This is a genomic window from Nodosilinea sp. FACHB-131 (assembly GCF_014695395.1).
Taxonomy (GTDB): domain Bacteria; phylum Cyanobacteriota; class Cyanobacteriia; order Phormidesmidales; family Phormidesmidaceae; genus Nodosilinea.
Genome location: NZ_JACJOF010000025.1, coordinates 80,665 through 101,243 on the forward strand (window position 1 = coordinate 80,665; position 20,579 = coordinate 101,243).

At 58.5% G+C, this 20,579-nt stretch carries 17 protein-coding genes; 9 read left to right on the forward strand and 8 right to left on the reverse strand.

The genetic code is table 11. The features are described from left to right. Positions 1 to 24 precede the first annotated feature (24 nt). On the reverse strand, positions 25 to 4,026 hold the full coding sequence (cobN, locus tag H6F75_RS15575) for a cobaltochelatase subunit CobN (protein WP_190753385.1): 4,002 nt from the start codon (positions 4,024 to 4,026) through the stop codon (positions 25 to 27). Between the two features lie 178 nt (positions 4,027 to 4,204). On the opposite strand from cobN, the gene H6F75_RS15580 reads away from it, so the two are divergent. After that, on the forward strand, positions 4,205 to 6,376 hold the full coding sequence (locus tag H6F75_RS15580; RefSeq protein ID WP_199303962.1) for a GAF domain-containing hybrid sensor histidine kinase/response regulator: 2,172 nt from the start codon (positions 4,205 to 4,207) through the stop codon (positions 6,374 to 6,376). Positions 6,377 to 6,600: 224 nt separating this feature from the next. Here the strand turns inward: H6F75_RS15580 and H6F75_RS15585 are convergent, their stop codons facing one another. The 3 genes from H6F75_RS15585 to H6F75_RS15595 all read right to left on the reverse strand — a co-directional run bounded on the left by H6F75_RS15585 (position 6,601) and on the right by H6F75_RS15595 (position 9,798). Beyond that, a complete protein-coding gene (locus tag H6F75_RS15585; protein ID WP_242020049.1) occupies positions 6,601 to 7,332 on the reverse strand; it encodes a TPM domain-containing protein in 732 nt (243 codons plus the stop codon). Positions 7,333 to 7,675: 343 nt separating this feature from the next. Continuing rightward, positions 7,676 to 9,091 carry an ATP-binding protein gene (locus H6F75_RS15590; RefSeq protein ID WP_347710658.1) on the reverse strand — a complete coding sequence of 472 codons (1,416 nt, stop codon included), beginning with the start codon at positions 9,089 to 9,091 and terminating at the stop codon, positions 7,676 to 7,678. Then, positions 9,088 to 9,798: a response regulator transcription factor gene (locus H6F75_RS15595; protein WP_190753387.1), complete on the reverse strand. Its 711-nt coding sequence runs from the start codon at positions 9,796 to 9,798 to the stop codon at positions 9,088 to 9,090. The genes H6F75_RS15590 and H6F75_RS15595 overlap by 4 nt, the downstream gene beginning before the upstream one ends. Before the next feature lie 278 nt (positions 9,799 to 10,076). Between H6F75_RS15595 and H6F75_RS15600 the strand changes: the two genes are divergently transcribed. Beyond that, the gene (locus H6F75_RS15600; protein WP_190753388.1) at positions 10,077 to 10,640 is read left to right on the forward strand and encodes a hypothetical protein; all 564 of its coding nucleotides are present in this window, start codon (positions 10,077 to 10,079) and stop codon (positions 10,638 to 10,640) included. Between the two features lie 111 nt (positions 10,641 to 10,751). Here H6F75_RS15600 and lgt read toward each other — a convergent pair whose 3' ends face one another. Then, positions 10,752 to 11,615, reverse strand: a complete 864-nt coding sequence (gene lgt / locus H6F75_RS15605; RefSeq protein ID WP_190753389.1) for a prolipoprotein diacylglyceryl transferase — start codon at positions 11,613 to 11,615, stop codon at positions 10,752 to 10,754. Positions 11,616 to 11,879: 264 nt separating this feature from the next. Next, the gene (locus H6F75_RS15610) at positions 11,880 to 12,911 is read right to left on the reverse strand and encodes a TOBE-like domain-containing protein (protein ID WP_190753390.1); all 1,032 of its coding nucleotides are present in this window, start codon (positions 12,909 to 12,911) and stop codon (positions 11,880 to 11,882) included. Between the two features lie 375 nt (positions 12,912 to 13,286). Between H6F75_RS15610 and H6F75_RS15615 the strand changes: the two genes are divergently transcribed. The 6 genes from H6F75_RS15615 to H6F75_RS15640 all read left to right on the forward strand — a co-directional run bounded on the left by H6F75_RS15615 (position 13,287) and on the right by H6F75_RS15640 (position 17,936). Continuing rightward, positions 13,287 to 14,363 (forward strand): sulfate ABC transporter substrate-binding protein, encoded by a 1,077-nt coding sequence (locus H6F75_RS15615; protein ID WP_190753391.1) that lies wholly within the window; start codon positions 13,287 to 13,289, stop codon positions 14,361 to 14,363. Positions 14,364 to 14,456: 93 nt separating this feature from the next. Next, complete coding sequence (cysT, locus tag H6F75_RS15620; protein WP_190753392.1) at positions 14,457 to 15,302, forward strand: sulfate ABC transporter permease subunit CysT; 846 nt, start codon at positions 14,457 to 14,459, stop codon at positions 15,300 to 15,302. Continuing rightward, entirely contained in the window at positions 15,295 to 16,167 is an 873-nt protein-coding gene (gene cysW, locus H6F75_RS15625) for a sulfate ABC transporter permease subunit CysW (protein ID WP_190753393.1), read from the forward strand. Before cysT ends, cysW begins: the two co-directional genes overlap by 8 nt. A gap of 11 nt (positions 16,168 to 16,178) precedes the next feature. Then, a complete protein-coding gene (locus H6F75_RS15630; RefSeq protein ID WP_190753394.1) occupies positions 16,179 to 16,490 on the forward strand; it encodes an NIL domain-containing protein in 312 nt (103 codons plus the stop codon). Positions 16,491 to 16,691: 201 nt separating this feature from the next. Continuing rightward, entirely contained in the window at positions 16,692 to 17,489 is a 798-nt protein-coding gene (locus H6F75_RS15635; protein WP_190753395.1) for a Crp/Fnr family transcriptional regulator, read from the forward strand. Between the two features lie 18 nt (positions 17,490 to 17,507). After that, a complete protein-coding gene (locus H6F75_RS15640) occupies positions 17,508 to 17,936 on the forward strand; it encodes a GNAT family N-acetyltransferase (RefSeq protein WP_190753396.1) in 429 nt (142 codons plus the stop codon). Between the two features lie 41 nt (positions 17,937 to 17,977). Here H6F75_RS15640 and H6F75_RS15645 read toward each other — a convergent pair whose 3' ends face one another. Beyond that, entirely contained in the window at positions 17,978 to 18,541 is a 564-nt protein-coding gene (locus H6F75_RS15645) for an NADPH-dependent FMN reductase (RefSeq protein ID WP_347710659.1), read from the reverse strand. Between the two features lie 339 nt (positions 18,542 to 18,880). Here H6F75_RS15645 and H6F75_RS15650 point away from each other — a divergent pair, with 339 nt between their 5' ends. Beyond that, positions 18,881 to 19,327 (forward strand): DUF2267 domain-containing protein, encoded by a 447-nt coding sequence (locus tag H6F75_RS15650; RefSeq protein WP_190753397.1) that lies wholly within the window; start codon positions 18,881 to 18,883, stop codon positions 19,325 to 19,327. A gap of 141 nt (positions 19,328 to 19,468) precedes the next feature. On the opposite strand, the gene H6F75_RS15655 is transcribed toward H6F75_RS15650, so the two are convergent. Next, on the reverse strand, positions 19,469 to 20,332 hold the full coding sequence (locus H6F75_RS15655) for a nitrate ABC transporter ATP-binding protein (protein ID WP_190753398.1): 864 nt from the start codon (positions 20,330 to 20,332) through the stop codon (positions 19,469 to 19,471). Positions 20,333 to 20,579 lie beyond the last annotated feature (247 nt).

The window sequence follows — 20,579 nt, forward strand, 5'->3', positions numbered from 1 at the left end:
CTGCTGGGGCGATCGCTCCCAGGCTTACTCTGCTTGGGGTTGGCCCCGATCGAACTGCTGGGTTTCTAGCACCCCTTCCGCCTGGTTGGCGATCTGCCGCAGGCCATCTAGCATGTCGGCCTTAGCTGTGGCCCACAGCCCCCGCTGGTTGGCTTCGAGCAGGCGCTCGGCCATATCCCGCAGCGCCCAAGGGTTTGAGGTTTGCACAAAGGCCTGCACCGCTGGATCGAGCAGGTAGGCCTGGGCCACGCCTTCATACATATGGTCGGCGACGCAGTGGGCCGTGGCATCGTAGGCGAATAGGTAATCGACGGTGGCGGCCATCTCAAAGGCCCCCTTATAGCCGTGGCGCATGACGCCCTCGATCCACTTGGGGTTGACCACGCGGGAGCGGTAGACCTTGGCAATTTCGGCGTCGAGCGATCGCACCTTGGGCTTGGCCGTCACCGCGTTGTCGCCAAAGTAAGTGGCGGGCTGCTGCCCCTGGAGAGTTCTGGCAGCTACCGTCATGCCCCCCTGAAATTGGTAGTAGTCGTCGGAGTCGAGCAGGTCGTGCTCGCGGTTGTCCTGGTTGTGGAGCACCACTTGCAGATGCTTGAGCCGCTGCTCAAAGGCTTCGGGCATGGCGTGGCCTTGGGCGTCGCGACCGTAGGCGTAGCCGCTCCAGTTTAGGTAGGCACGGGCCAGGTCTTCGTCGCTAGTCCAGTTTTGCGATTCGATCAGCCCCTGCAAGCCAGCCCCATAGGCTCCTGGCTTAGAGCCAAAGATGCGGTAGCGCGATCGCAGCTCCGCCTGCTCTGCCGTCAGCCCCTGCCGCTGCCATTCGGCACTCTCCTGCTGCGATCGCGCCGCTAGGGGATTTTGCTCTGGCGGTTCATCTAAAGCCGCCACCGCCACTACGGCCTGGTCTACCAGGTCAATCAGATTGGGGAAAGCATCGCGAAAGAAGCCCGAAATCCGCAGGGTGACATCGACGCGGGGCCGCCCGAGCGCCGACAGTGGCAGCACCTCAAAATCGACCACTCGCCGCGAGGGGCCATCCCACACCGGGCGCACCCCCATCAGGGCCAGGGCTTCAGCAATGTCATCCCCGCCGGTGCGCATGGTGGAGGTGCCCCACACCGACAGGCCCAGGGTTTGGGGATAGTCGCCGTGATCCTGGGTGTACTGCTCCACCAGCACTTCCGCCGCCCGCCGCCCCACATCCCAGGCGCTCTCGGTGGGAATGGCACGAATATCTACCGAGAAGAAATTGCGCCCGGTGGGCAGCACGTCGGGGCGATTGCGGGTGGGGGCTCCAGCCGGGCCGCTGGGCACGTAGCGCCCGTCGAGGCCAGCCAGCAAATTGGCGATCTCGTCGGTGGTGCGGGTCAGGGCGGGGATGAGGCTGTGCTGAATCCAGTGGAGTTCAGTGGCGAGGACTGTCCCCCTCTCCCCCAACTCCTCTTCCCTCTCCCCCAGCCCCTCTCCCTGGGGGAGAGGGGAGCTAGAACGTCCTCCGGTTCCCTCTCCCCGAGGGAGAGGGCTAGGGAGAGGGCGGCTCGGGGCAGCAACTTGTGGCAATAACTCCTCCACCAAACGCGACGCTTCCTCTTCCAAGGCCTCGACAACGTCTCCAGCGATGCGGCAGGTGGAGAGGTGAGGGGACGAGGGGATGAAGGGTTCACCTAGATCAACAGTGAGGGGATCGATGTCGAGACTCCAGGATTCTGCGATCGCTCGCGTTAATCCCTGTCGGCCAGGACCAGGGTGGCGGGCGATCGCCACAATCAAGTCCCGCAGTTGCTGGCCATCGGGGCATTGCCCGAAGATATGTAGCCCGTCGCGAATCTGGGCTTCCTTGAGGTCGCAAAGATAGGTGTCGAGGGTCGGGAGGAGGGTGGGGATGGGTGGGTGGGTAGATGGGTGGATGGGTGGATGGGTAGGGGAAATTTCGGTTAGGAGGCTAGTTTCAGTGAGCAGGGTGAGGATGCGATCGCCAATCAGCGCCAACCGGCTCGGATCTAAACTTTGGGCTTCGTAGTATTCGTCCACCAAACCTTCCAGCTTTTCGAGGGGGCCATAGAGTTCGGCGCGGGTCAGCGGTGGAGTGAGGTGGTCAAGAATGACCGCCTGGGCGCGCCGCTTCGCCTGAGAACCTTCGCCGGGGTCGTTGACGATAAACGGGTACAGGTGAGGCATGGGGCCAAACATGGCCTCGGGGTAGCAGTCCTGGGATAAGCCAACGCCCTTGCCAGGCAGCCATTCCAAATTGCCGTGCTTGCCCAGGTGAACGATCGCCTGAGCCCCAAAGCTATGCCTTAGCCAGAGATAAAAGGCCAGGTAGTCGTGGGTCGGCTCCAGATCGGGCGAGTGGTAGTTGAGGGAGGGGTCGAGGTCATAGCCCCGGCTGGGCTGAACGCCGATGAAAATGTTGCCGAGCTGGATGCCGGGAATGGGGAAGGGGGCGGGTAAGGTGTGGGAAGTAGGGGGTAGAGAGTTTTGAATTTTGAATTTTGAATTTTGAATTTTCCCCTCATCTCTTCCATCTTCCCCATCTCCCGCAGGCATGCCCCAACGATCGCTCATACCAACACGCACCGCTTCCGGCAAAGTCTCAAAATGCTGACGGTAATCAGCCAAGGACAGGAACTGGCGAACTTCCCGAAAATCGCGGCCTTCGGGGTCATTAGTTACCCCTGCGGTGAGCTGGCGAATTAGGTCGTCGCCATTGATGGGAATGTCGCCCAGGGTGTAGCCCGCCGCCTTGAGGGCGTGGAGAACTTCGATCGCACTCTGAGGCGTGTTTAAACCAACTCCATTCGCCAAACGGCCATCGCGGTTGGGGTAGTTGGCGAGAATCATGGCGATGCGGCGATCGCCTGCCGGGGTGCGGCGCAGGGTAGCCCAACGGGCAGCTAGGTCAACGACAAAGGCGATGCGATCGCCCACCGGCTCGTAGGTGACCACATCGGTTTCTAACGCTTCACTGCGCTGGTTGACCGATTTAAACGAAACAGCGCGGGTGATGATGCGCCCATCCACCTCGGGCAGGGCCACATTCATCGCAATATCGCGGGGCGAGAGGCCCAGGCTCTGGCTTTCCCATGCGGCTTTGGTACCACCGCTAAGAATCACTTGCAGCACCGGCACGTCCAGGGTTTCCCACAGATCTAAATTGGGCGTGGCACCGTCCAGTTTCGCCACCGAAAAGCTGGTAGTATTCAGCAGCACGTCAATGCCCTGGCCCTCTTTAGGCCTAAGCAGAGCAACCAAATCCTTCTGCACCTCAGGATCTTGCAGCGACGACACAAACACAGGCACCGGACGCAGATGCCGTTGCACCAAGGCCGCACACAGCGCGTCAATGGGCGCAGTGTTGCCCGCCAAGTAGTGAGCCCGGTAGAAGATCAAGCCGATTTTGGCCGTTGTCTGCTCCAGTTCCCCTCTCCCCACAGGAGAGGGGCTAGGGGAGAGGGAGCCGGGGTCCAGTTCTTGCTGACCAGTGGGATATACCCCAACTTTGGGAATTTCCTGGGGCTCGGGGGGGTGGTAGGCGGTGTGGAGAAGGCGATCGCACACCCACATCAACCCGTTCGCCATATTCTCGACGCCGCCTTCGTTGAGGTAGCGCCACAGCTGGTTGGCCACCGTCAGCGGCACGGTGGAATGGCTGATTAGATCGGGGGCGGGGCGATCGTCGCCGGGCAGCACAATCAGGGCAGCCCCGGTTTCGGTAGCCATATCCCTGACGACTTCCAGTCCGTAGGGCCAGTAGGCGCGACCCCCCAGCAGCCGCACCACGATGAGTTGGGCGTGGCGCAGCACATCGTCAGCGTAGGTGTCGATCGCCAACTGCTGTTGAAGCTGAAGCAGGTTGGCCACTCGCAGGGCCGGAAAATCGACCGGAAAACTGGCCCGAGCCAGGCTCTGAATTTCAGTGTCAGCGGCGGTGAGAAACACCAGCGGTGCTGGGGTCTGCTCGACAAAAATGACGCCCTCAGTATCCGGCGTCCAGCCGCCGGGGGTAGCGGCTAAGCGATGCATGGGCGGTCTCTAGAACAACAACAAATCTGAAGGAACTCTAGCGTAAGCCAGGGTCGGCCCTCAACGGAAGCTACCATAGGGACTCCCCAACATGGGGCTGCCCAAACCTTAAGGCTTTCTTTGGCAACTCCCCGTTTCGAACCACCGCAGTGGGCGCCCTCGGCCTCAGAATATAGAAATGCCTGACTCTATAGCCCATGGCACCAAACAGGTCATGCCCAAGGCTGCTCTAGTTTTGCTAGAGCAGTTTTTGCGTCAGTACTGCCAGCAGCACCAGCTGACCCTGCTCTCCGCAGCTGACCTACCCGCCGACACCCCTGACGACGACAGTTTTTGGTGTCTCGGGGGGCCAGAACTTGCGGTGGTGGTAACGGCGCACCCTCAGGATGACGATCACGTCGTGGTTGGTCTCACCGCCGAAGCTGCCGTCGTAGAAGCATTTTTGGCCCAGCGGGGCCTGAGCCAGCCCGTATTTGCCACCAGCCTCAGCGCCCTCAGCCAGTTTATGCTGGCCTGGATTCAGGCCTGTGCCGAGGTGCCGGCTCAAATCGTCATCAACCGGCAGCGAGAGCGTCGCCTGCTGCTCAACCAGGTGATTACCAAAATTCAGGGCAGCCTAGAGCTAAGCGAAATTTTAGAAACCACTGTGGCCGAGGTGCGCCAGTTTCTCCAGGCCGATCGGTTGCTGATCTACCAATTCGACCAGGTGCCCAGCACTCCAGTTAAATCGATGGATAGCGCTGCTCCAGACCATTTCAGTGGGGCAGGCCCGATTGGCTACATCACCTACGAGTCGCGATCGCGCGATCGCCTCGCCTCGGTACTCAACTACACCGAAGACCTCTGCTTTCACGACCACCCCGATTATCCCCACCAGGAGCGTCGCTACCGCCACGGGCACCCCCTCGCCATCGACGACGTGGCCCAGGCCTATCCCCATGCCCCCTGCATGGCCACCTTTCTCCAACAGATGCAGGTGAGGTCAAAGGCCGTAGCTCCTATTTTGGTGGGGCAGCAGCTCTGGGGGCTGCTGATTGTGCACCAGTGCGACTACCTGCGCCAGTGGCAACCCTGGGAAACTGAGTTTTTGCAGCACATCGCCGAACACCTGGCGATCGCCATTAGCCAGGCCCAGCTCTACCACCAGCTCCAGCAGCAAACCCAAAACCTGGAGGTTTGTGTTGTCGAACGCACCCAAGACCTGCGCGATGCCCTGGTGGCCGCCGAGGCCGCCAACCGGGCCAAAACCGAGTTTTTAGCCACCATGAGCCACGAGCTGCGCACCCCCCTCACCTACATCATTGGCATGTCGGCCACCCTGCTGCGCTGGTCCCTGGGCGAACTCACCCCCCGCCAGCGCGACTACCTCTCCACCATTCAAACCAGCGGCGAGCATCTGCTGCGCGTCATCAACGACATTCTCGACGTGTCAAAAATTGAGGCTGGGCGCACCGTTTTAGAAGTGCGTCAGTTTTCCCTCACGTCCCTGTGTCGCCAGAGCGTCGATGCCTTTCGCACCGAGGCCGCCCAAAACGACATTGACATTGCCCTTGACCTCAAGCTGCCCAACGGCCAAGACGCCTTCTTAGCCGACCCCCGGCGGGTGCGACAAATTCTGGCCAACCTGCTCAGCAATGCCGTCAAATTTACCAATGCCGGCGGCAAAGTTGTTCTGCGCGTGCGGCGCGAGCAAAACGACGCCGTCTTTCAAGTTGAAGACACCGGCATAGGCATCTCAGCCGCTGCCCAATCTTTGCTGTTCGGCAAGTTTCAGCAGCTTGAGAGTGTGCTCCAGCGAGAACACCCGGGCACGGGCCTGGGCCTAGCCCTCACCAAGCAGCTGGTCGAGCTCCACGGCGGCGCCATCAAAGTCAGCTCTGAGGCCGGCAAGGGTTCTATTTTTACCGTCAGAATCCCGCTACAGCGATCGACTGAACCCCTCGTCACTGAGCCATCGCTCACGGCTGAACCCGTCGTGGGGCGCATTGTGCTGGTCGAAGACAACGAAGAAACTGCCAGCATCATCTGTGACATGCTCACCGCCGCTGGCTACCAAGTCATCTGGATTGTGGACGGATCGCGAGTGCTCGACCAGGTAGAGCTGCTTCAGCCCGCCGCCATGATTACTAGCCTCAGCCTAGCCAGCGCCGATGGCAACGACATCATTGCCACCCTGCGCCAGCGCTCAAGTTCCCCAGAGCCAAAAATTCTGGCCCTAGTCGATCTAGACAGCCCCGACCAAACAGAGCAAGCCCTTAGAGCTGGAGCCAACGACTGCGTCAGCAAACCCATCGACCCCCGACGACTGCTGGCAACAGTCAACGCCGTGATGACGGCCCAAACGGTGTAGTTCAGCATTCTGCTTGGACATTCCCAATTTAGGGAGTTAACAGGCTAACCCCAATGAATGTCACGGTCTGGAATTGGGGGTTTCGAGTCTAGATGCGGTGGCACCGCTGGTTCAAAGGAGTCAAGCTCTGATCCGGTCACTTCCTCATAAACACAGTGGGCATCATTCCTCAGAACAATGCCCACTGTGCATAGACCAGCGTTGCTTACGTTGAGCCGCCCGCCCTAGGTTTCAGAATTGGAGGGCTGATTGCCAAGGATGGGTGTGAGGTAGGCCACCAAAGCACCAATCAAAAAACCGGCAATGTTGCGCGTCAGAGGTAGCCAGTCGCTGGTGCGGGTCACCACTGGGCCAATGCCAAAGGCAAAGAACAAAATTCCCCACAGTGGCGAGAAAATCAGCACCCACTGCCAGGCAAAAATCTGACCGGGCTTGCGGGGATGGGCCGCAAATCCACAGATCACGCCGCCGACAATGGAGGTAATCAGTGTCAGCACCCACTGCTCTTGGGGCAGGCCGGGCACCACGTTACAGCCCCCCTGGCGCAGGCAGCCCTGAATCGATTCAAGAGCGCTAAGAATGGAATTATCTTCGCCGTTTTCGCGCACAAAGAACTGATTGCCGTAGCGGGTTTGCAGCTCAATCCAGAAGGTGCGGGGCAACAGGTCGTAGACAGCATCGCCCACGCTGAAGTTGAGTAGGTTGCCGCCGCGCGGGTCAGCTACCAGCATGATGCTGCGATCGTCTAGGCCCCAAAAGTCTTTTACTGCGCGGCCTGGGGTTTGGTCATACTGGGTCAGCACCCGCAGCTTCCAGCCCGTCTCAGATTCAAAGTCATTGAGCTTAGAGTCGAGGCTCTCTTCTTGGCGAGCGCTGAGCGACTTGGCCAGGTCGATGATAGCGGTCTGGGTGTCAGGCAAGAGTTCGGGGTTGTCGTAGGCCAGGGCCGGTGCCATCGGCAGCCAGGCGCAGAGGCTTACTACACAAATGACCAAAATGTTTAGCGCGTGTCTCATACTGGCTTGCCGTAAGAACATGAAAACGACGAAGGCACCCACCGCTGGCCCAAGGTAAAGCCAATAGTGGAGTATTTTCCTTAATTTAGTCTATACCTTTGTTAACAGTTGTTTACATAACTCTAATGTTTCTCTGCCCAGGGGGCAAGGGTACTTAGCTGTCAGATCGGACAGTGCTAGCTAATTTGAAGGCTTGGGTGCAGGGTGTAAGGTTTAAGGCAGATTCACACCGTAAACCCTATACCCTGTACCCAAAACCCCTTCTAAAGCCTGTAACTTTCGATTAACGAGAGGGCAGAGGCAGGTGCAAGCTAAAGCACGCCTCACCAGCGGGGCTAGGGACCAGCACGAGATCGCCGCCGTGGGCGCGGGCGATCTCGCGGGCTAAGCTTAGGCCTAGGCCCAGTCCTTCCGTTTGGCGGGCGCGGGCGGGGTCGCCACGATAGAAGCGATCGAACAGGCGGCTGGCTTCACTAGGGGCGAGGGGTGACGTGGCGTTGGTTAGCGTCAGCTGCACCTGTGCCTGAGCGCAGTGGGCTTTGACTCGTACCCAGCCCTGGGGCAGGTTGTATTTAGCCGCATTGGTGATCAGGTTTTGGACGACCTGGGCCAGCAGGTCGCGATCGCCCATCACCCCCAGGCCTAGCTCAATCTCAACGGTCACCGCCAGATCGGGGGCCAGTAGCGAGAGATCCTCCAGCTGATCCTGCACCAGAGCGCTAAAGTCGACCGGCTGGCGATGAATGCTCATCTGCCCGGCATCGGCCAGCGACAGCAGCAGCAGTTTGCGCACGATACCGCTCAGGTGGCGCACCTGGTCGAGTAGCTGGCTGAGGGTTTGCTGGGCTGCTGAGCCGGTTTCGACCTGTTGAATGGCCCGCTCTAGCTCGCCTTGGAGAATGGTGAGAGGAGTCTTAAGCTCGTGGGCAGCATCGCCGCTGAATCGGGAGGCCTGCTGAAAGCTGCGCTCTAGCCGCTCTAGCATGGCGTTGAAAGCAGAAATTAGCGGCACAAACTCGGGGTCGGAGTCGGCGGGCACTCGCTGGTGTAGTCCCTGGGCCGTTACCTGGCCAATGCTATGGCTGAGCTGGCGCACGGGCCGCAGCGCCTGGCCTGCGATCGCCCAGGCTCCGCCCCCAATCACCAGCAGCAGGCCGGGAATGGTCAGGACGTAGATGCGTCGCAGGGTGGCCATCTCCTGGCGGAGCGCGTCGAGGTTAGCGGCGATCGCGAGCTGCCCCAGGGGGGTAGCCCGCACAACCACGCGCCAGGGACCACTGGGAGTTTGCACAGTCATCAGGCGACGCGGCCCTCGGCGACCCTGGGCCGGGTTGGGCGCGGGGGAGATCTGAGCGATCGCGCTGGGCCACTGAGGCGATTGATAGACCACTTCCCCGGTGCGGCCCACCAGCAAAAGCCCCACCTCGGCATCGGCAGGCAGGCCCAGGTCCCGGGCCAGGTCCGATTCTGGGTTAGGGGGCAAGCCACTGCGATCGCTCGGCGGCAGTTCACCGCGATCGCCGGGGCGACCCAGGGGAGCCGTGCGCTCTAAACGAGCGTCGAGGCGATCGAGCTTGGCCTGGTAGATCAGCCAGCTCGACAGTAGGGCAAACCCTAGCAGCGCCCCCCCGGCCAGGGCGGCAGACCACAGCGCCAGCCGCAGCTGCAGGGAGAGTCGGGGCAGCAGCGGTCGCGTCACGGGCGTGCCCCCCGAGAAATTGACTGGGTGCTCTCTTCTGGGGGGCGAAAGCGGTAGCCCACCCCGCGCACGCTCTCGATCCACTGGGCCGCCTCTAGCGGGTCGAGCTTTTTGCGCAGCCGCTGAATGGCCACATCGACGACATTGGTGCTGGGGTTAAAGTCGTAGCCCCAGACATGTTCCAAAATTTGGGTGCGGGTCAGCACTCGGCCGGGCGATCGCATCAAATATTCCAGCAGATTAAACTCCCGCGCTGTCAGCTCAACCTGCTGCCCGCCGCAGGTAACTTCGCGGGTGATGCGATCGAGGCGCAGGGGGCCAGCGGCCAAAAAATTCTGCCGTTCGCCGCTGCTGCGCCGTACCACCGCATGCATGCGGGCCACCAGTTCTTCGACATAGAAGGGCTTGGCGATGTAGTCGTCGGCCCCCAGATTCAGCCCGGCCAGGCGATCGTCTAGCTCGTTGCGGGCGGTAATTAAAATTACCGGCACGGCGTAGCCTGCGCTCCGCAGCGCCTTGAGAATGGCCAGCCCATCCATCCCGGGCACCATGATGTCGAGCAGCACCACGTCGTAAGTGCGATCGGTGGCCAGGGCATAGCCTTCGGTGCCGTTGGGGCAAGTGTCGACCACAAAGCCCTGTTCTTGCAGCCCCTGGGCTACAAAACTAGCAATTTTGGCCTCGTCTTCGACTAATAAAACGTTCATAGGCGCTCACAGCCCAGCACTCGACCAAGCGACTTAGGACAAGCTTTGTGACTTGGGGTTCAGGGTTTAAGGTCTCAGGTTCAAGGCAGGTCGTGAACCCTAGGCCCCAAACCCTAGACCTTGCCCCCTCACTGGCCTGTCACTTTTAACTTAACCAAACTACTAGCACTCCCAGCGGGTCGCAAAAATGACAAAGCTGTAATTTGGCGGCCATGGTTGTGCCATAGTGCCCAGGCTTAATAAAAATCGTCAACCTAAACCACCGGAGCAAATCATCCATGGTAATTCATCGTTCACTGCTGACCGCTGGCCTGGCCGCTGCCCTGGTGGGAGGCCTGGGTCTGGCCGCCTTTAGCCAAACTACCCAGGGCCAACCTCCGCAGCCCGCAGCTACTCCGACCGAGCCCGCCCAGCGGCCCGAGGGCCAGGGTCGAGGTCACGGGGAAGGGTTGGCCAACGCTGCCGCTGAGCTGGGCGTTAGCGAAGCCGCCCTCAAGGCCGCCTTGGGCCTGCCTGCCGAGCCACCACCGCGTCCTGACTTGGCCGCCGCCGCTACAGAGTTGGGGGTGAGCGAAACTGAGCTACAGGAAGCCCTGCGCAGCGGCAGAGATGGCGATCGCGGCCAAAGACTGGCCACCGCCGCTACGCAGCTGGGCGTCAGTGAAGCCGCCTTGAAAGAAGCCCTGGGCCTGCCCGCCGAGCCGCCGCCACGCCCTGACCTGGCCGCTGCCGCCACTGAGCTAGGCGTCAGCGAAACTGACCTACAGGAGGCCCTGCGCAGCAACATGGGCGGAGGCCGAGGGGGTGGATGCGGTCCCGAAGGCGGTGACCCGCCGCAGTAATCCTCCACCGACCGTCAATCGTCACTCCCCTACTGCGCCCTGGATATCACTCCAGGGCGTTTTTTGGTTCAAGACATTGTTCTCAAGCCCGTACCTAATCTCAATTGGGGACTAGCTGCCTTTGGCCACATCGGGCAGCGAGCGCCGCCCGACATACAGCCACAGCAGCCCAGCCACCCCCAGCGCTATGCCGGCGAGGCTCACCACCTGAGCCATTCGCAGCGGCCCCAGCATCAGGCTGTCAAGGCGCAACCCTTCAATCCACAGGCGACCCAGGCTATAGGTAGCAAAGTAAACCAAAAAGAGCGTGCCGGTCTTCAGCCGTTCGGGGTGGCGCAGACCCCAGAAAAATAGCCACAGCACCAGGGCGAATACCCCCAGATTCCATAGCGACTCGTATAGAAAGGTGGGGTGATAGTACTCCACAGCCTCCAGACCGAGGGGGCGCTGGGCGGGGGGAATGTAAACTCGCCAGGGCAAGTTGGTCGGGCCACCAAAGGCTTCGGAGTTAAAGAAATTGCCCCAGCGACCGATAGCTTGGCCCAGCACCAAAGCCGGGGCCACCACATCCGCCAGTGCCCAAAACGACAGTCGATTGAGGCGGGCAAACAACAGCGCCGCCAGCATACCGCCCAAGATCGCCCCGTGAATGGCAATGCCCCCCTGCCAGATGGCGAAGGCACTCAGCGGGTTGTTGGCGTAGCGATCCCACTCAAAGGCGACGTAATAGAGTCTTGCGGCGGGCAGTGCCCCCAGCACCAGCCAGATCGACAAGTCAGCGATCGCCTCAGGGTCAAGCCCGCGCCGCTGGGCCAACCGCTGCGCCAGGGTAATGCCAATTGCCAAGGCAATCGCAATCAGCAGGCCATACCAGCGAATGGCCAATGGCCCCAGCTGAAAGATAATTGGTCCCGGTGACGCCAGCTGCGCTAATCCACCGACCGCTAGCCCCAGTTCTATGCCTGCTAACCCCATTGCCCGCCTACCTGCTTACGTCTTGGCCTCCGAATCGGGAATGCCAAAACCACTATGACATTATATTGAAGCTCTCCGGTCGACACACCGCTGGACTAAACCAGCTAAACGCCAGTTAGGGTCAAAGCACTGGGCCAGGGGCAGGTCTTGGCCCAGTTTTACCGATTCGCCAACATTGGGCTGCAACAAAGATGCTCGCAAGCAATTCTCCCACCCCCGAAAACGGGGGTGGGAGAATCGAGGTTTTTACAGTTTTCCTGAGCGCTAAGCTACCGATGGCGCGTAGCCCGCCGTGGCTGCAAAGCTGCGAATGAGCTTGGCCCGCAGGTAAACCGTTTGCCCCGTCTCAACGCCCAGGTCGCGGTACTGCTCTCGGTTGATGTGAGCGGTAATCGGATGGCCGTTTTCGAGGGTGAGTTCGATGCGAATTGTCCAGCCCAGGTGGATGATGTGGTTGATCGTGGCAGCGACGCTGCCGTCTTGATGGTCGGTGAAGATCTCGATGTCGTGGGGGCGCAAAAACACCTCCCCGTGGGTGGGGGCGTCGCGGTGAAGCGATTTCCAGGTGTTGTCGGGAGAGAGCACGTTGACTGCGCCGATAAAGCTCATCACAAAGGGAGTGGCTGGGTTCTCGTAAACCTCAGCGGGGGAGCCCACCTGCTCGACTCGACCCTGGCTCATCACCACGATTTCGTCGGCAATTTCCATCGCCTCTTCCTGGTCGTGGGTAACGAATACAGTGGTGACATTCACATCGTTGTGGAGATGGCGCAGCCAGTCGCGCAAGTCCTTGCGCACCTTGGCATCAAGGGCACCGAAGGGCTCGTCGAGCAGCAGCACCTGGGGCTCAACGGCGAGGGCCCGCGCCAGGGCCACCCGCTGCCGCTGACCGCCCGACAGCTGAGAGGGGTAGCGATCGCCCAACCCATCCAGCTGCACCAGATCTAGCAGGGTATCAACCCGATTCTTAATCCGCTCTTTGGGCCACTTTTGTAGCTCTAGGGCAAAGGCCACGTTTTTGCGAACGGTGAGGTGCTTAAACAGCGCGTAGTGCTGAAACACAAAACCCACCTGGCGGTCTTGCACCGTCTTGTGGGTGGCATCTTGAGCCGAAATGTAGATTCTGCCGGTGTCGGCCTGCTCTAAACCGGCAATCACCCGCAGCAGGGTCGACTTACCCGAGCCCGAAGGCCCCAGCAGGGCCACCAAAGAACCACTCTTAATATCCAGAGTGATGGGCTCAAGGGCCTGAAAATCCCCAAACCGTTTTGAAACGTTGTCTACTCTGATTCCCACGGGTGTTTCCTAAAATCGACAGTGTGCTTCAACGGGGATGCGACATCGGAGCTTAGCGAAGCGGTGCCACGTTTCCCATCACCTCAAACCCAAACCTAGGCAGCAGGGGCAGGGTGCGCCTCAGTTCTTCAGGGGCGTTCACCAAGTGTCCCCAAAGGGGAATCGCCCACTGACCGAGCTGCAATGTGAACCTACGCTACCCCACCCACAATAAAATTGCAACTCATCCCAAAACCAGACCGATCCAATTCTAAAAAAATGTGCAAATGACTTCAACTTCATTTTGGATCTAAGTCCAAAATTTTATGATACAGTCCATAGACGTAATCCTCGAAAACCCTATCGAGATACCGGAGATTCTTTGGAGAGCTACCCATGACATCACCTCAACGTTATATTTCGCGGCGATCGGCAATCTTGTTTGCGGCCGGTCTAGGGCTGGCGGGTACCCTAGCCGCCTGCGGTAGCACTACATCGACTCCCGAAGCCAGCAATGGCGAATCGACCACCGCTGCCGCCGGCCCCGTAGAGCTCACTCTGGTCTCCTACGCCGTGACCCAGGCTGCTTACGAGCAAATCATTCCTAAGTTCACCGAGAAGTGGAAGACGGAAACGGGTCAAGATGTCACCTTTAACCAGAGCTACGGTGGCTCAGGCTCCCAAACTCGGGCTGTGCTCGACGGGCTAGAGGCTGATGTTGTCGCCCTGGCCCTGGCTGGAGACACCAAGAAAATTGAAGAGGGCGGCCTGATTGAAGCGGGCTGGGAAAGCGAAGCTCCCAACAGCGCCATTGTGCATTCCTCAGTAGCGGCGCTGGTCACCCGCGAGGGCAACCCCAAAAATATCCAGGGATGGGAAGACCTGGCCCGCGACGATGTGCAGGTGGTGACCGCCAACCCCAAAACCTCCGGCGGTGCCAAATGGAACTTTTTAGCAGCCTGGGGTTTTCAGACCCAGACCGGTGGCGATGATGCCGCTGCCCTAGACTTCGTCACCAAGGTCTATCAGAATGTGCCGGTGCTGCCCAAGGATGCGCGAGAATCCACCGACGTGTTTTTCAACCGAGGCCAGGGCGATGTGCTCATCAACTACGAAAACGAAGTGCTGCTGGCCGCCCAAAATGGCGAAGAGCTGCCTTTTGTAGTTCCCGAGGTGAATATTTCCATTGATAACCCCGTTGCCGTTGTCGATGCCAATGTGGATAAGCACGGCACCCGCGAGGTCGCTGAAGCCTTTGTGGAGTTTCTGTTTACCCCAGAGGCCCAAGAGGAGTTTGCCAAAGTGGGCTTCCGCCCCTCCGACCCAGAGGTGGGTGAACAGTTTGCCGATCAGTTTCCTAAAATCGAAACCCTGTTTACGGTGGCTGATCTAGGCGGTTGGGAAGAGATCGACAAAAAGTTCTTTGCCGATGGGGCAATTTTTGACCAGGTTCAATCCAAGGTCGGCAAGTAGGTAGATGGCCCTTACCTCAGCCCTAGTCGATTGAGCGCAGGCTGAGGTAAGGGTCATTAGAAATCGATCAATCGACATGTTTTCTCTGCACCCATGACTTCATCCCCACCGTCTTCATCCCCGGGTCTTTGGCACCAGATTCTCCATGCTCCCTGGACTTGGCGGGTCACCTGGTTCTATCTCATTCTGTTTTTGTTTTTGCCGATGGCGGCGCTCGTACTCAAGGCGCTGACCCTCAACCCGGCAGAAATTTGGCGCATTGCTACCGATCCGGTAGCCATCTCGACCTACAACGTCACCTTTTTTACGGCGCTGGTGGCCAGCATTATCAACGGCTTTGCTGGGCTGATTATTGCCTGGGTGCTGGTGCGCTACGAGTTTCCGGGAAAGCGATTTTTAGATGCCATCATCGATCTGCCCTTTGCTCTACCCACGGCGGTGGCTGGCTTAACCCTGTCCACTATCTACAGCACCAACGGCTGGATTGGCGGCTTTCTAGAGCCCTTTGGCATCAAAGTATCGTTTACCCGACTGGGGGTGCTGGTGGCGATGATCTTCATCGCGCTGCCCTTTTCGGTGCGGACGGTGCAGCCAGTGCTGCAAGACATGGAGCCAGAAATGGAGGAGGCCGCCTGGTCTATGGGGGCTTCCCAGTGGCAGACCTTTAGGCGGGTAATTTTGCCGCCGCTGATGCCTGCCATTCTTACGGGCGTGGCCATGGGCTTTTCGCGGGCGGTGGGCGAATACGGCTCAGTGGTGATTATTGCGGGCAATATTCCCTTTCAAGACCTAATCGCCCCAGTGCTGATCGTTCAGCGTTTGGAACAATTTGACTACGCCGGGGCCACGGTAATTGGCACGGTGCTGCTGCTGATTTCGCTATCGGCACTGCTGGTGATCAACCTTATTCAAGCCCGCGGGAGGCGCTTCTATGGCTGATTCATCTCTACAACAACCCGTTGCCGCCGCTGGGTCTAAATCTCAGGGAGCAGCGTTTCAGTGGGGCAAGTGGCTGCTGGTAGCCTTTGTCTTTGGCTTCCTGGGGCTAATTTTGCTGGTGCCGACCCTCAACGTCTTTGTTCAAGCATTCAAGGCGGGTCTGCCCGGGTTGCTTGAAACGTTTAGCAACAAGTTCTTTTTGAATGCGGTTAGGCTGACGTTGATTACGGCAGCAATTACGGTACCGCTGAACACGGTATTTGGGCTCTGTGCGGCGCTGTCGTTGGCCAACAAAAATTTTCCGGGGCGATCGCTCCTAATCAGCATCATCGACCTGCCCTTCTCGATATCGCCGGTGGTTGCGGGTCTTATGCTGGTGCTGCTGTTTGGCAACCGGGGGTGGTTTGGGCCTCTGCTCGATGCCAACGGCATCAAGATTATCTTTGCCCTGCCGGGCATCGTCATGGCCAGTATTTTTATCACTATGCCCTTTATTGCCCGTGAGGTGCTGCCCGCCCTCGAAGAAGCGGGCACCCAGCAAGAAGAGGCGGCTGCCACCCTGGGGGCAAGTCAGTGGCAGACCTTTTGGCGGGTCACGCTGCCGTCGATTAAGTGGAGTTTGCTCTACGGCCTAATTTTGACTAACGCGCGGGCCATGGGTGAGTTTGGAGCGGTAACCGTGGTTTCGGGCAACATTGTCGGCAAAACCCAAACCCTGCCCCTCTTTATTGAAGAGGCGCACATCCAATACAACAGCCAAGCGGCCTACACCGCCGCCCTGCTGCTGGCCTGTTTGGCTGTAGTCACCCTGGTGGTGAAGTTTGTGCTAGAGCGCGGCGCCGGCATTCAGAGCAAAAGTCACTAAGGAGGCTTGCGATGGCGTCTATTTCTCCCGACTATGGCCTTGAGGCAATCCACCTTAAGGATCCAGAAAGCCTGGTGCAAACCCAAGTCAAAATTCGCATTCCCAAGGCGCGCCACCCCGACCCGGTCATCTCAAACCTGATCAACCGCTACGGGCTTAAGGTGAATATTTTGGGTGCCCTGCTAGGGGCTAACGGCCAGGAGGACGGCTGGTTTGATCTAGCCATTGAGGGCCAGGCCGGCACAATTCACGAGGCCCTGCTCGATTTAGTCGAGCTAGATGCCGATTTGTGGTTCAACACTGAAGCCGACGACGGTTACTAAGGTTGTCTTGTGATTTTGTTGGGGGGCGGCTTGATGCCCTAGGCGATCGCTCGCTGCCCTACCATTTACTGTCAGCTCAGCTGACCCTACGCGGTTCAATTCTCCAATTCAAACACAGGTCAATCGAGATTGCGGTCAAGAATTCTTGAGCAAGCGTAGTTTTCGAGGGACAATGGCGGGGTAACGAACCTGTAGTGCAGTATGGCAAGGCAAAAAGGCCAGGTTGCGGCGACTGATGCCGTCGAAACCTTGACCACAAAAAGTTTTTTGTTTCAGGGCCTAGAGGCCAAGGACCTGCTCAACGGGTTAGACCCTAGCGTCTTGGTCGTAGAAAAGCTGTACTCTAATCGGCCGGTGTATACGGCCTTTCGTCCGCAGACCTGGTTAGAGCACCTCTACGTGGTGGTCGAGGGCGGCCCGGTGATCATGCGCAGCACCCCCCTCGACCGGGTGATTGCCATGACCTACCCCGGAGCCTGTTTTGGCATGCGCAATTTGCCGGTGGGGTTTGGGCCGGTGGTGCGGGCGTTTCCTAGCTTAGTAGAGGCTTATAAAACCACCGACGTGATCAAGGTGCCGGTGACGGTGGTGCAATCGCTGTACGACCAGCACGAAGCTTTTCGCGATCGCTACTCGCTTCTATTTGAGCTACGCGAAAAGTTTCAGTATCACCTGCTCAATTGCAGCACTTATCCCCCCCAGGCGGTGGCGGCGCTGCTGCGGGCGCTGATCTACCAAGAGCGCAGCCTGGGCAGTCAACCCCAGGGCACCAGCTCCAGCTACTGCTTTGACCTGCCCATCGATCTAATTGCCCGCGCCTGCCAGCTCAACCACCGCACCGTTGAGCAGGTCTTAAAGGGGCTAACGAAAGCAGGCTACATCAAAACCAGCAAAACCGCCGAGTCGGCCAATGACCAGGTGCAGGTAGTTGACCCCGAGGGGCTAAAGGAAGTGTACGGGGCCACCCGCGACAAGGTGTCGTGGTGGCCCCTCAAGTAGACCTAACCCCGATCGCCCATGCAGATTAGACCCGGCGCGGCAACAGATGGCGTGGCGATCGCGGCCCTGCTCACTGCCCTCGATTACCCCGTCACCCCCGACTTTGTCAGCCACAGCCTCCAGCGGCAGCTCACCCATGCCGATGCGGCGCTTCTCGTCGCCGTGGAAAATGACGCCGTCGTCGGTTTCATCTCGCTGCACTTTATCCCGCAGCTGGCCCTGCTGGGCGATTTTTGCCGCATCAGCTATTTTTGCGTTGCTCCAGAAGCGCGGGGGCAGGGGGTGGGCGCGGCCCTGGAAACAGCGGCCAGTGAGCTAGCTTGGGCGCGGGGGTGCGATCGCATCGAAGTGCACTGCCACAGCCGCCGCGAGCAGGCCCATCGGTTTTACTACCGGCAGGGCTATGTGGAGTCGCCCAAATATCTGGTCAAGCCTGCCCAGCCCTAGCGTCGACAGCGAGGCGCTCATACCTGAGCCATCGTCACGGGTTATAGCCTGGGCGTAGTCGCTGTAGATGGTTCAATTCCGTTGGTGAACGCTATGATGGCAGCGCTCAATTCGCTTGAAATCTCTGGCTCAGCTAGAATTCCGGCGGCATCTAAATTTTTGCCCAGCAAAGAAACCGTAACGCAGGCTTCAGGCACAATCCGCCCTGCCATCGTAGTCACAATTTCGATCAGCGATGCCTGGGCGTGAGTGGCTCGGGGTGAAGCATTGAATAACGCAACTGGCTTGCCTATAAACTCCTCGCCACTTACCAACCAGTCCAGCGCGTTCTTCAAGACGCCCGGTACGCCGTGGGCATATTCGGGGGTAGAAATTATGATGCCATCTGCCCCTCTCACCTGGGCTCGCAGACCGGCTACAGATGGCAGTTCCACGGTCTCCAGGTCGGGGTTGAAGTGGGGCAAGTTACCAAGGCCGTCATACAGATTCATTTCAACAAATTCTGGTGAGAGGGCGATCGCCGCCTGTAGCAAAGCGGTGTTGGATGAAACTTGACGTAAACTGCCTAAAATTGCCAAAATTCGCAGAATTCGAGCCGTGGGCACAACGTCTGCAAAGTCACTGTTTTGTCATCCATGACTGAGGGGCTATTTAGGCAGTTGTTAAGAACAAAAAATGGCCACGCGATATGGGTCGAAAGAGCTAATTTTACCGTCTTAACAGACTGAACTTTGAAGGAGCAAACATCTTAACCAGTAGCTCAGCGATCTGCTCCGCAGTTCAACCTCAATTCGAAGATAGTAATAATTGCTTGTCTTAACACCGTTGCCAGATGGTCTGCCAAAAGATGGATGGAATCTGTCTTTACACTTCGCAACATGTAGTGGAAGTCCGATGAATTGATTTAGTTCAATTCATTTTCTGAAAAATTGTAGTGAGAAATCATGGCCAGCCAAACCCAGCAACAATCCTTTCTCGATAAAGTCTTAGAGCGGAGTAGTTTGCAAACCGCTAACGATGCTGAGCGAGCAACAAATATAGTGTTCCGAATTTTGCGGGATATGATGTTGAACAAAACCAGCGATCGGATTGAAGAAGATCTCAAAGCAAACGCGTCTGAATCGGAGCAAGAAGTGCTCGATCTTTGGAAAGATCCCAACGTCATGGTCGCTTTTTTTAGCCGCATTAGCCCCGCACAAAATTTACACATTAAGCCCGGGACATTTATGCTGCGTCTACAGCAAGAAGGTGCCTTGCCCGCCGGGGTTGCTCCCGAGGAAGTGACAGAAGCCGTATTCTCAGCCACGAAGGAAATTTTACCTGCCGAACGAAACCAGGAAATTGCTTCAATTCTTCCCGGTGAAATCCGACAAATTTGGGAGCAGGCCTAATCGCCACCGCTCAACTGTTAACGGGTGGCCATAGCCACAATCCACTCCTAGCGTAGCCTGTGGGCAAAAATCCCAGGGTTTTAGTTCTAGCTCTACAGACCGACCCGTAGAGCTGACTAAAACCCTGGGATTTAGTAGTTGCTAACCTTCGTCGTGGGCAAAGCGATTGTAGAGAAAATCGAGGGCGTGGTTGCGCAACTGGTAGTACTGGGGATCTTCCATAATCTGATCGCGATCGCGGGGCCGCTCGAAGGGGATATCCATCACCTCGCCGATGGTGGCGGCAGGGCCATTGGTCATCATCACTAGGCGATCGGCTAGGAATAACGCCTCATCGATGTCGTGAGTAATCATCAAGACCGTACACCGGTGGTCGTTCCAAATCTGCAGCAGCTCTTCCTGAAGTTCTTCTTTAGTGATGGCGTCGAGCGCCCCAAAGGGTTCGTCGAGAATCAGCACCTCAGGGCGAATGGCTAGGGCACGGGCAATGGAAACTCGCTGGCGCATGCCGCCGGAGATCTGATCGGGGCGCTTGTCGGCGGCTTCGCTGAGCCCTACCATGGCCAGGTGATCGCGCACGATCGCTCGCTTTTGGGCCTCGGGCTTGTTGGGCCACACTGTTTTCACCGCCAGGTAGACGTTCTCAAACACGGTGCGCCAGGGCAGCAGGGCGTAGTTTTGGAAGACCACCATGCGATCGGGGCCGGGTTTGAGGATGGGTTGGCCGTTGAGGGTGACGGAGCCTTGGGTAGCCTGCTGAAAACCTGAGACCAGGCTGAGCAGAGTCGATTTGCCGCAGCCGGAGTGGCCAATAAAGCAAACGAATTCGCCTTGTTGAATGGTCAGATTGACGTTTTCTAGTACTGGAAATCTGCCCTTGGCAGTGGGAAAGCTTTTGCAGACTTGATCAAAAACCAGAAAGCCCTGATTGGGGTAGGGCTGGTTATAGTTCACCTCGGACTGAGCGGGGCGACGGGACTTGAGTTTGAGAGGGGTAGGTTGCATGGTTTTGCTCCTGAATTTTTGGTTGGGATGTTCTAGGCATTGAGATGTTGGTTGCCGAGGGGATCTGCGAAGGCATGAGTTATATGGCTGACGGAGGTGACGGGTGAGGAGCCAGAGGTACCGCTGGGGCCATTTCGCTGGCCCCAGACCCCCTTCTCGAAGGGCGTTCCGCCGCCCTTCACCCCACGGAAAGGATTGGCCGATCATCGGTTTAAACCCTTGTTCTGCTAATGAAGGTGTTGGGGAC